We start from the raw sequence: 14,519 nt of genomic DNA on the forward strand, positions 1-14,519 counted from the left end.
GCTCTTTAGTAGGGCGCTCTGGGCGGGAAGCCCGCATCGCGCGCGCCGAAATCGCCGTTGATCGGGCCGCCGGGTGAGCTGAGCTTGTTCATATTGTCGAGAAGCTGGCGCTCCTTGAACGCCTTTTCGGCCCGCTTCTTCTCATATTCTTCGGCATACATCTCGGCATCATGCTGGCGCTTGGTGTTGTAGCGCGCATCTTCGCCCGAGCGGAAGTTGACGGGCGGCGTATCTGCCGGATCGTGGATTTCATAGGACTGGTCAGGTGCTCCCGCTGGCGCAGCCGTCGTCTCAGGCTCAGCCGCCAGGGCTTGCCCCGTCAACATGATTGCCACAACAGCAACGCCCGCCAAGGGCTTCAAAATGCCACGCATCATCTCAGCACCCTCAAATCAAACAGGTCCGTTCCACCCATATAGGAACGCCGACCCTCCCCGAACAGTTCTCTCTTTTACAAGATTTCGCGGAGGGCGGGCGTCCTAAATTGAGCAGACCGTGACCTGACCGGCACAGTTCGGTGTTATTTACCGGGTTGGATCACTGACTTTCGGGATCGGCAACCTTAACGATCAGCTTGCCGACGTTCTGGCCGTCGAAAAGCCGGTTAACGGCGGTCGGCGCTTCTTCAAGCCCGTCCACGATCGTTTCCTCATGCTTGATCTTGCCTTGCGCCACCCATTCGGCGAGCTGGCGCGCGCCTTCGGCGAATTTGGGGAAGAAATCCGTGACGATGAAACCGCGAATATTGATGCGGCGCATGAGAATGGGCGAGAAGTCCGCGCGCATCGGCTCGCCGGTATTGTAGCCCGAGATCATCCCGCAAAGAGGCATGCGGCCGAAGAGGTTCATGCGCGCCATTACGGCTTCCATGATCTCGCCGCCGACATTCTCGAAATTGACGTCGATGCCGTTGGGCGTCGCTTCAGCGAGCTTCTTTTTCCAATCGGCGCTCTTGTAGTCAACGGCGGCGTCGAAGCCGAGATCCTCGACGATATGGCGGCATTTCTCCGGCCCGCCCGCTATGCCGACGACGCGGCAGCCCTTGATCTTCGCGATCTGCCCGACGACGGAACCGACCGCACCGGCAGCCGCCGAGACGACGACCGTTTCGCCTGCTTTCGGCTGACCGAGTTCGAGCAATCCGAAATAGGCAGTGAGGCCCGTCATGCCGCAAGCGCCGAGCATGGCGGGCAGCGGCACGGGCAGACCCTTGGGGATAACGCCCATGCGCAATTCCGGCTTCTCGCCCGCAATGGTGTAGTCCTGCCAGCCGGTGAGGCCCGACACGTGATCGCCGACCTGATAGGCGGGCGTGTTCGACTTCACGACGACGCCGATGCCGCCGCCGCGCATCACTGCGCCGATTTCGACGGGCGGCATGTACTGGTCCATGTCGCTCATCCAGATGCGGTTCGTCGGGTCGAGGCTCAGATAGAGCACACGCACCAGCGCTTCGCCCGCGCCCGGTTCAGGGATCGGAGCCTTCACCAGATCGAAGTCGGAGGTCTTGATGCGACCGACGGGGCGCGACTTCAAACGGAACTGGCGGTTCACATCATTCTTCATTTTGTTTCCACTCACAATTTACGGCATGACAATTTCGAACCAGAAGTCGAACTGATCGAGCAGTCCGACAAGCTCGGTGAGCGCGCCGCCATTGCCCTCAACCTTTGCCGATTTGGCGGCGACGAGCGCGTCGAGCGTCTTTTCTCCGAGCAGCAGATCGACGAAGCCCGCACGCGTGATCGCAATCGATGCGTCGGGTTTCGCTTCCGTCTTGTTCTTCACGTGATGAAGCACGGCGTTTTCGAGCGAGAGGAGATAGCGCTCCTTCGTGTCGGTGAATTCGAGGTTGAGCGCCATGCGCCGCTCACCGGCCTTCGGCCCGTTGAGGCGCACGGATAGCGCATCCAGCAATTGTTCGGCGGGCAATGCACGAAGTTGCCCGGCTGCGCCCGTGCGCGGCGTTGCCGATGGCGGGCGCGGATTGCGCAGTTCCATCGCGGCTGTGAGATAGAAGCCGCGCCACGGACCGCTTTCCGCCTGATAGCCCATCTGCTCCAGCGCGTCGGCCTGCAGGTGGCGGGCATCGGCGTTCGAGGGATCGGCAAAGACCAGATGGTTCACGATTTCGGCGACCCAGCGATATTCGCCCTTGTCGAATGCCGCACGCGCGTGTTTCAGCAGATTGTCCGCGCCGCCTGCAAGTTCGACATAGCGCTTGCCTGCTTCGACCGGCGGCAGCTTGTGCAGGTTCGCCGGGTTGCCGTCGAACCAGCCGAGATAGCGCTGATAGACGGCCTTGGCATTGTGATTGAGCGTGCCGTAATAGCCGCGCGTATACCATTCGCGCGCCAGCGACGGCGGCAGCGTGATTTCTTCGGCGATCTCGGTCGGCGTCAGTCCGTGATTTGCGAAACGCAGCGTCTGGTCATGCACATATTTGTACATGTCGCGCTGCTTCTTCAGGAACTCAACCGCCACATCGCTGCCCCAGCGCGGCCAGTGATGGCTTGCGAAAAGCACTTCTGTGTCAGCGCCGAAAAGATCGATCGCCTCGTTGATGTAATAGCTCCAGGACTTCGCATCGCGCACCTGCGCGCCACGCGGCGTATAGATGTTATGCATGTGGCAGGAGCAATTCTCCGCCATGCAGAGCGCCTTCATCTGCGGGAAATAGAAATTCATTTCCGCAGGCGCTTCAGTGTCCGGCGTCATCTGGAAGATGATTTCGACGCCATCGACGACGAGCTTTGTCCCCGTCTCGCTGATGATCTCGTTTGGCGGCACGAGGCTCACCTGGCCGAGCGACACGGTCTTGCCGAGGCCCGCATCGACATGACCCTTGGGTCCACGCGGCAGCAATGCGCCATACATATAGGTCGCGCGTCTGCCCATGGCGTTGCCCGCCAGCACGTTCTCGCTGACCGCCTCTTCAAGGAAACCTTCGGGCGCGAGGATGCGCACGTCGCCACGTGCGATTTCCTCGTCACTCAGCACGCCTTTGACGCCGCCATAATGATCGACATGGGAATGCGTGTAGATGACGGCGGTGACGGGTTTGTCGCCACGATGCTTGCGCATCAGGTCGAGCGAGGCGCGCGCCGTCTCCGACGAAATCAGCGGATCGATGACGATGTAGCCCTTGTCCCCTTCAATGAAGGTGATGTTCGACAGATCGAAATTGCGCACCTGATAGATGCGCTCGGTCACCTTGAAGAGACCGTGGATCATGTTGAGCTTGGCCTGGCGCCAGAGGCTTGGATTGACGGTATCGGGCGGCGTCGCTTCAGCCTCGAAAGCGAAGGAGGTCATTTCCCAGACCGCGTGGCCCGCATCGTTCAGAATGCGCGCATCGGGGATGGTGGCGATGAAGCCGCGCTTTGAAAGCTCGAAATCCTCATCGGATGCTTTCGGCAGGTGCTCACGCAAATGCGCATGTGCGCGGCAGGTGGCCTCTGTTGCGTCTTTCGGTCCTTGCATGGTCACCCCCGTTTTGCGCCGGTCATCGCCGGCTTTTCGCCTAACGCGGGTCATTAAATATCACATCCTCCGCTGTGGCGAGCGCGGCGAAGCGATCCGCCCTTTCCCCTTATTGGGATCGGGTGCTGGCTCAAACTCCGGTTGTCACCCCGGGCTTGTCCCGGGGTCCAGAGCCGCAAGTTCAGCAGATGACGCCCTGGATCCCGGCACAAGGCCGGGATGACATCTGTGGATGATGAGATGGCGACGTGTTCATTGTCATTGCGCGCGCGACAAACGAAAAAGGCCGGCTCGTACACCGGCCCTCTCGTCTCAAATCGCCCGCAACTACTTCCGCGGATCGGGCGTCAGTCGCAGATAGGATTTCACCGTCTTGAAGCCTTTGGGGAAAGTCTTCTTTGCGGTTTCGTCATCGACCGAATTGACGATGATCACATCGTCGCCCGACTTCCAGTTGACGGGCGTTGCCACCTTGTAGCCATCGGTGAGCTGGAGGCTGTCCACGACGCGGATGATCTCGTCGAAGTTGCGGCCCGTCGTTTGCGGATAGGTAATGGTCAGGCGAATCTTTTTCTGCGGGTCGATCACGAAGACGGTGCGGACCGTGTAAACCTCGTCATGCTTGGGGTGGATCATCCCGTAGAGTCCGGCAATCTTGCGGTCAGGGTCGGCGATGATCGGAAAGTTGACCTTCGTGCCCTGCGTTTCGGTGATATCGTCGGCCCATTTCGCGTGGCTGTCGAGCGGGTCGATCGAGATGCCGATGACCTTCACATTGCGTTTGTCGAATTCGGGCTTCAGCCGCGCCACATAGCCAAGCTCGGTTGTGCAAACAGGCGTGAAGTCGCGGGGATGGGAGAAAAGAATGCCCCATTTGTCGCCGAGCCAGTCGTGAAATTTGATATGGCCTTCCGTCGTATCGGCCTCGAAATCCGGGGCAATGTCGCCAAGCTGCACTGACATGATCTGTCTCCTTTTGCATGCGCCCAGTTGAGATGGTTACGCTAATTCAACAGCTCAATGCCGGAAAGAAGAATAATTATCAAAAATTCTACGAGTTTACAAAAAATAACATTTATTAATTGTTATTACAGAGTCCGAGGGCCCTTGACCTTCCAGCGACTGGAAGGACTAGGTTGCCTGCATCGATATTCATTCGAGAAGGCAAGGGACCGGCATGAGCATGGAAAAGACGAACTGCTGCGGCGGCCATCATCACGATCACGGCACGGCGCATTCTCATGCGGCGGCAACCGGTCTTGTCACGGATCCGGTTTGCGGCATGAGCGTCGATCCGGCGACGGCGCCGCATTCCGCGCAGCATGACGGGCAGAGCTATTATTTCTGCTCGGTCGCCTGCCACAAAAAATTCGTCGCCGATCCGGCAAAGTATCTCGCGCCGCGACAGGAAGAACCCGCGCCGGAAGGCACGATCTATACCTGCCCGATGCATCCCGAAATCCGGCAAGTGGGGCCCGGCGCCTGCCCGATCTGCGGCATGGCGCTTGAGCCGCTCGTCGTGACGGCCGATACCGGCCCGAGCCATGAACTCGTCGACATGCAGCGCCGCTTCATCATCGGCCTTATCCTCGCGGCACCCGTTTTCGTTCTCGAAATGGGCGGGCATATGACCGGCCTCACCATGACGCTCGGGCCGTGGTCGAACTGGATACAGCTCGCGCTCTCGACACCTGTCGTGCTCTGGGCGGGCTGGCCCTTCTTCGTGCGCGCATGGGCGTCGCTCGTCACGCGCAACCTCAACATGTTTACGCTCATCGCCATGGGCACGGGCGTCGCCTGGGGCTACAGCATCGTCGCCACCTTCGCGCCGGGCATATTCCCCGATGCGTTCCGCGGCATGGATGGCTCCGTCGCGGTCTATTTCGAAGCCGCCGCCGTCATCACCGTTCTCGTTCTGCTGGGACAGGTGCTGGAACTTCGTGCGCGTGAGCGCACCAGCGGCGCCATTCGCGCGCTGCTCGATCTCGCACCGAAAAGCGCACGCCTCATCCGCGCCGATGGCACCGAGGAAGACGTGGCGCTCGATACTGTCGTCGTCGGCGACCGCTTGCGCGTGCGGCCCGGCGAGAAGGTGCCGGTCGATGGCGTCATCACGGAAGGCCGTGTGCAGATCGACGAATCCATGATCACAGGCGAGGCGATGCCCGTGACGAAGGAGCCGGGTGCGCGCGTCATCGCGGCGACGCTCAACCGCTCCGGCGGCTTCATCATGAAGGCCCAAAAAGTCGGGCGCGACACCATGCTCGCCCGCATCGTGCAGATGGTTGCCGATGCGCAGCGCTCGCGCGCGCCGATCCAGCGGCTTGCCGATCAGGTTGCAAGCTGGTTCGTGCCGCTGGTGATCGGCGTCGCCGTGCTTGCCTTTGTCGCATGGGCGATCTTCGGGCCGGAGCCGCGCTTTGCCTATGGCCTCGTCGCGGCCGTCGCCGTGCTCATCATCGCCTGCCCTTGCGCGCTTGGGCTTGCGACCCCCATGTCGATCATGGTCGGTGTCGGGCGCGGCGCGGAACTTGGCGTTCTCATCAAGAGTGCCGACGCGCTGGAGCGCATGGAGAAAGCCGACACGCTGGTCATCGACAAGACAGGCACGCTGACAGAGGGAAAGCCATCCGTGACGGCGATCATGCCTGCGCCCGGCTTTGACGAAAACGAGCTGCTGCGGCTTGCAGCCAGCGTCGAGCGGGCGAGCGAGCATCCGCTGGCCGACGCCATTGTCGCTTCCGCGCAAGCACGCAATCTCACGCTCAGCGACGTGATCGATTTCGACTCGCCGACAGGCAAGGGTGCGCTTGGCACGGTTGAGGGCAAGCATATCGTTCTCGGCAATGCGGCTTTCCTCGCCGAACATGGCGTGGCGTCGGACGCGCTTGCGGGCGAAGCCAGGGCGCATGCGCAGGAAGGCGCCACGGCAATCTTTGCGGGCATCGACGGCAAGCTTGCGGGCGTCTTCGCCATTGCCGATGCGATCAAGCAAACGACACCAGCCGCTCTTGCCGCGCTCAAGGCGGACGGCATGCGCATCGTCATGCTGACGGGCGACAATGCAACGACGGCGCGCGCGGTTGCGCGGCGTCTCGGCATCGACGATGTCGAGGCGGAAGTGCTGCCCGAAGACAAGGCGCGCATCGTTGCCGAATTGCGCGCGAAGGGGCACGTCGTCGCGATGGCGGGCGACGGCGTCAACGATGCACCGGCTCTTGCCGCCGCCGATATCGGCATTGCGATGGGAACGGGCACGGATGTGGCAATGGAAAGCGCCGGCGTCACGCTGCTGAAGGGCGACCTCACCGGCATTGTCCGCGCGCGTCACCTCTCGGAAGCGACGATGCGCAACATCAGGCAGAACCTGTTCTTCGCCTTCATCTACAACGCCGCGGGCATACCGATTGCGGCGGGTATTCTCTATCCGAGCTTCGGCATCCTGCTATCGCCGGTCATTGCTGCTGCGGCCATGGCGCTTTCATCGGTCAGCGTCATCGGCAACGCACTCCGCTTGCGCGCGACGAAGCTCTAAAAACGGAAACGGGAGCGGCGTGATGCCGCTCCCGTCTGTAATTCACTGGCTCGCGCTGTGTTAGTTCACAACGCGCCAGTCGCCGTCCGGGCCCTGGCAAGCCGTGCCGTAGCCATACTGCATCTGGCCGCCAACGCGCACCGAGGACTGGTACTCGCGGCAATACTGGCCGGACTGCGTCTGATAGACGTCAGACGCCGGAACTGCCTGAAGAGGCGCCTGGCCATAATATGAGGCAGGCGGCGGCGCATAGAGCGTCTGCGGCGGCTGGCTGTAAACCGGCTGCTGAGCCTGCGAAAGAAGCGCCGCGCCGAGCAGGACGCCGCCGATCACGGCAACCGCTGCCAGGCCATCGTCGCCACGGTCGCGATGCCCGCCGCCGTAGCCGTAACCACCGCCATGGCGACCATAGCCGCCGCCGTGGCGTTCACCGCTCCAGCCCCAGCCGGGTCCGCCGCCGCCATGATAGCGGCCGTCTGCGAAAGCAGGCGCTGCAAGCGTCATCGACGTGGCTGCGACGAGCGCGATTGCCGTCGCCTTGAAACCGAAAACCCTGGGGTTCTTGCTCATCTGACCAACTCCGTTGCGGCACCGGCCAAGTGAGGAAATCACGCGTCGGGCCACCTTTTGATGGTTCATATATAGGGAGGGCTGGCTGAATGGCGGATGAACGGCTTTTACCCAAAGAAAACGGCCGCCCCTTGCGGAGCGGCCGTTCCAGATACGTTCAAATTACACTCAACGCGCGACGTTGATGACCTGAAGCTGCGTGAATTCCGCCAGGCCTTCCTCGCCAAGCTCGGTGCCGAGGCCCGAGGTCTTGGAACCGCCGAAGGGAATGTTCGGCGCAAGTTCGGCATGCTTGTTCACCCAGACGGAACCCGATTCCATCTGAAGCGCCAGCGCATAAGCACGGTCGGGATTGGACGACCAGATCGAGCCGCCAAGCCCATAGGGCGAGGCATTGGCGCGCGCGACCGCGTCTTCCGGGTCGGAATATTTGATCACCGGCAGGACGGGGCCGAACTGCTCTTCGTCAACGAGACGCGAGCCGTCCGTGATGTCGCGCACGATGGTCGGCTGGATGAAGTAGCCCGCCTGTTCCGTCGTCGTGCCGCCCGCGATCACGTTTCCGCTCTTGCGCGCATCCGCGATGATCTCTTTCACCTTCTCGAACTGCATCTTGTTCTGAAGCGGCCCAAGCTGCGTGCCCTGCTTCAGGCCGTCGCCGACGATGGCCGCATTGGCAAGCGCCGCCAGCTCGTCGCACATTTCGTCGTAGATCGACTCATGCACATAGAGACGCTTCATCGCGATGCAGACCTGACCGTTATTCTGGAAGGCGCTCTGGAAAAGCTTCGGTGCCATCTCCTTGGGGTTCACGTCGTCAAGCACGATGCCTGCGTCGTTGCCGCCAAGCTCCAGCGTGATGCGCTTCAGCGTCGCCGCCGCACCCGCCATCACCTTCGAGCCGGTCGCCGTCGAGCCGGTGAAGGAAATCTTGCGGACATCCGGATGCGCCGTCAGCGCGCCGCCGAGATCGTTTGCATCGGTGATGATGTTGACGACACCCGCAGGCAGAATGTCCTTGATGAGCTCGCCGAGCCTCAACGTCGTCAGCGGCGTCGTCGGCGCGGGCTTCAGCACGACCGTATTGCCGGCCAGCAGCGCAGGCGGCAGCTTGAAGGACATAAGGATCAGCGGGAAGTTCCACGGCACAATTGCACCGACAACGCCGAGCGGCTTGCGATGCAGCTCGACCTTGCGGCCCTCGCTATCGTCGATCACCTTCACCGGCAGATCGAGCGCCGTGAAATAGCGGAAGAAAGCCGCCGTGCCATAGACTTCGCCCGTCGCGTCGCCGAGCGGCTTGCCCTGCTCCTGCGTCAGCAAGCGCGCAAGCTCGCCGGCATTCGCTTCGATCGCATCGGCAATCGCGTTCAGCGCCTTCTTGCGTTCGGCAATCGGCGTCTTCGCCCAGCCGGGGAAAGCGGCTTTAGCTGCGGCGACGGCCTCGTTGAGCTGCGCCACCGAAGCGCGCGGGCATTTTGCCAGCACTTCTTCCGTTGCCGGATTGATAACATCCATCGTCTGATCGCCCGCGACGAGCTTGCCGCCGATCAAAAGTTTGTATTCACCCATTGAACATCTCCCGTGTGATGAGTATCCGACAGTCCGCATACATGGCGTCGGTGTTATTCTTGAAGGTCAGTCCGGCAAAAGAGACAGCGCATCGACGTCGAGCACATGATCGGCGCCGCCACGCAACATGGCAAAAAACATATCATCGCCGCGCTCGGTGCGCTCCACAATCATCGAAGCCGCAAAGGCCATGATGAAAAGAGAGAAACTGTAGCGGGCATATCCCGTCCAGACGTCGTCGAAGCTGTAATCCTTCACGCCAAGCTCGATCAGCTTGCGGTGATAGCGCTGCAACAACGCCTTTTCATGTTCGCACCGCTCCTCGCGTGACAGTGCGCCACTCAGGAAATAGGATACATCGGACATACCGCAGCCATAGCCGATCGACTGCCAGTCGACGACCGCGAGCGGGTAGCCGCCCTCGGCCGTTCCGAACATCATATTGTCGGGGCGGAAATCCATATGGATCAGGCATTTCGGCCCGACATAGCCATTGCGGTAAAAATCCATGTTGCGCGTGATCGCATCGCCAATTTCGATGCAGTGCTCAGGGATACGATCGCCATAACGCTCGCGAAACCCGGCCCAGAGCGTCTTCATAAGGTCCGGCGTCGTTGTCGGCGGCTTGGCTTTCGATTCATGCAGCCAGTCCAGCTCATCCATGCTCGCATCGTTCCAATGCGAAGCGTGAAGCTTGGCGGCCTCATCCAGCGCAAGTTCCGCCTGCTTCAGCGAAACGCCTTTCATCTGATCGCCCTGCACAGCCGGCGCCAGATCTTCCATGATCAATACGAATTCGCTGGTCGCCACATCGACATCGGCATAAAGGCAGATCGGCGTCGTGATGCCCGCATTGGGCGCGAGCTGATGATAAAAATTCACCTCGCGAATGTAGTTGCCGAAATTGACGCCCGTCGCGCGGCTGTCTTCGTCGGGAGACGGAAACTTGCCGACCACAGTGCGTGGCGCGCCATTGGCATCGCCCTTGTAGTCGAGCGTGAAGCGCACGCTTTCGCCGACCTGGCCGGTACCCACCTTCTTTGCGGTCATGCCCGCCACCGTCACCTCGTGACCGGCGCGACGCATCACCCCTGTCAGCCATTCCGGTGTGACGGCTGCTGGCCGAATGATAGGCAAATCGAAAACCTGGCTCATCTTCTCTCCCCGGCTTCAATGTCCGTTATTATTGCGCCTTGTCAGCCTTGCGGCAGCGCGGCGACGGGATGCACGTAAACCTCGTTCAGGGCGATGAGATCGTCTTCAAGCACGACAAGATCAAAACCGCGAAGATAGCTCCTGGCCCTATCGGGCAGGCTGATCGTGCAATACCATCTGCCGCAATAGCCATTATGCGTGGCCCATGATTCATGCGGATCGTAGCGCATGGGCGGCGTTTCGGCGAAGAGCCTGGTCAGATAGGCCCGCAGCGCTTCGCGCCCCTTCAGCCCGTCGGGCACCTGTGGATCGCAATAGACCGTATCCTGCGCATAGAACATCACCAGCTCGGACACATTCTTGTCCGACCAGGCTTTCAGCCAACGCGCATTGAAGTCGACAATGTCGAGCGCCATTCATTTTCTCCGCTGCCGGGATCAGCCTTCGAGTATGTGAGCGCGGTGCTCGGGCGTGAAGAGTTCGGCCGGCAGGGACTCCGGCCCCGCCATGACCGCCATGCCATGCGCCGCAAGCATCGGATCGCTTGCCGCGCGCTCAAAATAGCGGCGGCGGCGTTCGCGCGCCGCGTCGTCGAATTCCGCATCGATGATCGCCTTGATCTCGGCAACGAAGCGCAGGCGACGCAGACGCTCGCTGCGTTCTTCCGCATAGGGCGCGAAGAGAGCGGCATTCCACTCAGCCGCACCCTTCAGCAAATCCGACACGATGCGCACGTCGCGATAGGTGATCGACAGGCCGAGGCCGATGATCGGATCGTTCCAGCCCGCCGCATCGCCGATCAGCACGACGCCTTCGACAAAAGGCTCGTCCGTCCAGCTATCATTGTTGAAATAGCTGCGTAGCGGACCCGCTGGACTGCTGTCGGCAATGAACTTGTTGTCGGGGCAGCAATGCATGCGGAAAGCTTCAAGGAAGGCACGCGGCCCGTCCTCACCCGCAAAGCGGCGTCTGTCGTCGAGCGCATAACTGCCATAGACGCGGATGCGCCCGTCACCTTGCGGAAAGGCGAGAAAGGCGAAGTTGCCTTCCGTGCCGATGGCCTGCCTGTCGGCATTCCATCCCGTTGCATTCTCGACCAGCATGCCGCCGAACATATGATGCGGCTTGTTCTGGTGAAGCGTGATGTTGCAAGCCGCGCGCACGGCAGACGCTCTCCCGTCCGCGCCGATGACGAGGCGCGCCGTCGCCTTATGCGTCTGTCCGTCCACGCTATAGGTCACTGAAGGGGCCGCGCCGGGCACAATCTCCCTTACGTCAACACCGCGCAGCGCCGTGACGCCTTCACGTTTCGCCTCATCGAAAAGCGTCTGGCAATGATGCGGATGGCCGATGCAGAGCGGGCCGGGAATGCCGGGCACAAATGCGTCGAGCGGCAGGGGCGCTGCTTCGGCAATCGAAGGGTCCAGCGTTTCGTCATAGGTGATGTGCTGCTTCACATGGCGGCCGCCTGCCTTGCACAGGAGATCATAAAGGCCGAGCCGCTGCGTTTCGGCGACGCCCCAGGGCGCGATCCATTCGCCGCGCACATGATCTTCATAGGCCATCGATTTTTCGAGCAGCAAAACCTTCGCGCCGCTCCGCGCCATCGCCACTGCGAGCGCGGAACCGCCAATGCCGCCACCCACGACGATGAGATCGAATTCATCAGTCATCCGCTACCGGCCTCCCCGCCGGATATGTCTCTGCTCTTGTCAGCCGCTCGCGCAGTTGCGCTGTCCCGTCTTCTGGCGGGTTTGTGAGAATATCTTGGCCTTCAATGGGCGCGCGAGCAAGCGCGCGGCAGACGCGCAAGCCTCAGGCGCGGCGGACGCGACGGCACCTATACCGATTGCGTTGCCGTGCCCGCGACGATGTACCAGGTGACGAACAATCCGCAGATCAGGGCGCCCGGCACGTAACTATTTGTACGCCTGTAAGTAAAGACGCCGATCAGCGCGACAAGCGCCATCAGCGGCAGGAACTGGATCGCGACAACCGTGCTCAGCGGGTCGAAATCGGTTAGCAATTTGCCGTCGAGAAACAAGGCTCCGTAGTCGATACAGAGCAGAACGAGAAAGCCCGAAGCAAGCGCCGCGATGGCGGAAACATATTGCCCCGTCGCACTTTCGCCCTTGACCGCGAGTTGCCCATGCAGCGCGCGGAAGAGAACGAGGAAGAATGCGGTAAATGGCAACAGGTAGATGAGAGCCACCTGAAACTGGGCAAGGCTGAAATGTTTCAGCGCGACAACCCAGATACGGAAATCAATCTTGAAGACGAGATCGGCAAAGACGACCGCAATGTAACCGACAGCGACAGTTGCGAGCGCGAGCGGGACCGAAAGCCGCCAGTCGATATCGAACTTCGCCTTATTGCTACGAAATGCGAAACCGATCAGAAGCGTCAGGATCGCATTGAGCAGCGCCCAGACGAGAACCTGATTTGTAATGCCCTGCTTCAGAACAGTCGAGGGCGGCGCAATGACGGCGCCCAGAATGAAAAACGGAAAATAGGTGATGATCGGCACGAAGGCGGTCAGCGCCAGCGCAATCCACCAGCGGCGATTTCTTTGCTCGACCACCGGCTTTGCTTCGCGCTTCAGGGGCGCGAAATACGGCAATCCGAGCAGAAGATCGAACGTGCCGAGAAGCAGCGCGACAAAGCCGATCAAGGCAATCAGCGTACCGATCTCTTTCCACACCCATATCTGATCGCTTGAAGGCCGCGGCGTGCCGCCCTTCAGCGTTTGCGCAAACCAGTCGAGGCTTGCGCCAATCGCCTCATTGGAAAAATGATCGCCGGGGTGAGTGGTCGCGGGCGTGAAGAGAACACGCGCCGTGCCATCTGCAACCGAGCCGTAGATTTTGCCCGGCTCGACAGCCGTGCCGGTTCCGAACACGCCTTGCAATTTCGGGCTGAGCACAACGTCGCGCGCGCGCTCGACATCCCACATCAGTTTTGAAAATTCGTCGTAGCGGCTGAAGACGAGCGCAAGATTGCGCGGCCATGACGGCGTCCCATCGGCGGCGAACGGCTTTCCGGTCGCCGAGCCTTCAAGCACCATGGCGCGATAGCCATCCGGCATGGCGGCAGCCGCGGCGAGCACGGCCCAGCCGCCCATGCTGTGCCCTTCAAGGCCGATATTGTCCTTGTCCACGAAATCGAGGCTGCGGAGATAGTGCAACCCATCCGGCCCACCAAAACCATTCGAGAAGGCCGGACCGGCGCTATAGCCATGCCCGGTCTGATCCAGGGCAAGGACAACGTAACCGCGGCGGGCGAACTCGATTGCGAAGCCGCTCTGGGTTTCGCGCGAGTTGATGTAGCCATGCACGGCAAGTATCCCCGGCGCAGGCGTCGAGGCCGTCGCCTGCGCCGGGATATAAAGGAGAGCGCTCATCGGCCTGCCGCTGGCGCCGACGAAACGGACATCGCGCAGCTCAATGCCGCCCGACGTCTGGATGAACGAGGCGAGCAGCCCACCCGCCACAATCAACACCCAGCCGACGACAAATAGCCGCCATGACTTCGGCATCTTCCCCCCTTTTTCCCCCGCTTGCGGCTAGTGCGCCTCTTCGGGCTTCAGCATCAGTTCAACCAGAACGCCGCCCATGTCTTTGGGGTGTACGAAGAGAACCGGCGTTCCATGCGCGCCGATGCGCGGCTCGCCTGTGCCAAGGATCGTTGCACCCTTCGACTTCATGTAGTCGCGCGCGGCATAGATATCGTCGACCTCGAAGCAGACGTGATGCTGGCCGCCCTTGGGATTCTTCGCCAGAAAACCGTGAATTGGCGAGTCTTCGCCATAGGGCTCGATCAGTTCGATCTGCGAATTCGGCAGATTGACGAAGCAAACCCAGACGCCCTGCTCAGGCATCGCCCATTTTTCCGTGATATCGGTCACGCCCATCACATCGCGATAGAGCTTCACGGAATCATCAATGGAAGGGGTGGCGACCCCGACGTGGTTCAATCTGCCGATCATAATAAGGTCCTGACTAGGAATTGATTTCGAGGGCGACCCTCGCGGGCGGCAGCTTAGCAGTTTTTCAGCCCCTTTCGTCACCTCCCTAGCTGACGCTGCGTCAGCTTCCATGCCCCGGCGACCACATCGCGTTTCGATCTTGTATTCGCGAGCCGGCTCGATAACGTCACGGCAAAACAGCATTATGGAGGAAGCGCACATGGACGAACGCATCAAAAC

Annotated in this window: 12 protein-coding genes; 1 reads left to right on the forward strand and 11 read right to left on the reverse strand. The window is 61.0% G+C overall.

The window, feature by feature from the left end; all coding sequences use genetic code 11:
- Positions 1-5: 5 nt before the first annotated feature.
- From WA943_RS08940 to WA943_RS08955, 4 genes are all read right to left on the reverse strand, one after another.
- Positions 6-377, reverse strand: a complete 372-nt coding sequence (locus WA943_RS08940; RefSeq protein WP_424469525.1) for a hypothetical protein — start codon at positions 375-377, stop codon at positions 6-8.
- 160 nt (positions 378-537) lie between these two features.
- Positions 538-1,566 (reverse strand): NADP-dependent oxidoreductase, encoded by a 1,029-nt coding sequence (locus WA943_RS08945; RefSeq protein ID WP_424469526.1) that lies wholly within the window; start codon positions 1,564-1,566, stop codon positions 538-540.
- Between the two features lie 18 nt (positions 1,567-1,584).
- Positions 1,585-3,483, reverse strand: coding sequence for an alkyl/aryl-sulfatase (locus WA943_RS08950; protein ID WP_424469527.1), 1,899 nt, complete (start codon positions 3,481-3,483; stop codon positions 1,585-1,587).
- Positions 3,484-3,810: 327 nt separating this feature from the next.
- A complete protein-coding gene (locus WA943_RS08955; protein WP_424469528.1) occupies positions 3,811-4,446 on the reverse strand; it encodes a peroxiredoxin in 636 nt (211 codons plus the stop codon).
- A 214-nt stretch (positions 4,447-4,660) separates the two neighbouring features.
- Between WA943_RS08955 and WA943_RS08960 the strand changes: the two genes are divergently transcribed.
- Entirely contained in the window at positions 4,661-7,018 is a 2,358-nt protein-coding gene (locus WA943_RS08960) for a heavy metal translocating P-type ATPase (protein WP_424469529.1), read from the forward strand.
- A gap of 60 nt (positions 7,019-7,078) precedes the next feature.
- On the opposite strand, the gene WA943_RS08965 is transcribed toward WA943_RS08960, so the two are convergent.
- From WA943_RS08965 to mce, 7 genes are all read right to left on the reverse strand, one after another.
- Positions 7,079-7,588, reverse strand: a complete 510-nt coding sequence (locus WA943_RS08965) for a hypothetical protein (RefSeq protein WP_424469530.1) — start codon at positions 7,586-7,588, stop codon at positions 7,079-7,081.
- 168 nt (positions 7,589-7,756) lie between these two features.
- Positions 7,757-9,160: an aldehyde dehydrogenase family protein gene (locus WA943_RS08970; protein WP_424469531.1), complete on the reverse strand. Its 1,404-nt coding sequence runs from the start codon at positions 9,158-9,160 to the stop codon at positions 7,757-7,759.
- 66 nt (positions 9,161-9,226) lie between these two features.
- Positions 9,227-10,315, reverse strand: coding sequence for a phosphotransferase (locus WA943_RS08975; RefSeq protein ID WP_424469532.1), 1,089 nt, complete (start codon positions 10,313-10,315; stop codon positions 9,227-9,229).
- 41 nt (positions 10,316-10,356) lie between these two features.
- Positions 10,357-10,731 carry a nuclear transport factor 2 family protein gene (locus WA943_RS08980; RefSeq protein ID WP_424469533.1) on the reverse strand — a complete coding sequence of 125 codons (375 nt, stop codon included), beginning with the start codon at positions 10,729-10,731 and terminating at the stop codon, positions 10,357-10,359.
- Positions 10,732-10,752: 21 nt separating this feature from the next.
- Positions 10,753-11,988 carry an FAD-dependent oxidoreductase gene (locus WA943_RS08985; protein ID WP_424469534.1) on the reverse strand — a complete coding sequence of 412 codons (1,236 nt, stop codon included), beginning with the start codon at positions 11,986-11,988 and terminating at the stop codon, positions 10,753-10,755.
- Between the two features lie 167 nt (positions 11,989-12,155).
- The gene (locus WA943_RS08990) at positions 12,156-13,850 is read right to left on the reverse strand and encodes an alpha/beta hydrolase family protein (RefSeq protein WP_424469535.1); all 1,695 of its coding nucleotides are present in this window, start codon (positions 13,848-13,850) and stop codon (positions 12,156-12,158) included.
- Between the two features lie 27 nt (positions 13,851-13,877).
- Positions 13,878-14,300, reverse strand: a complete 423-nt coding sequence (gene mce / locus WA943_RS08995; protein ID WP_424469536.1) for a methylmalonyl-CoA epimerase — start codon at positions 14,298-14,300, stop codon at positions 13,878-13,880.
- Between the last annotated feature and the right edge of the window lie 219 nt (positions 14,301-14,519).

The sequence above is a fragment of the Parvibaculum sp. genome (assembly GCF_049651025.1).
GTDB lineage: Bacteria > Pseudomonadota > Alphaproteobacteria > Parvibaculales > Parvibaculaceae > Parvibaculum.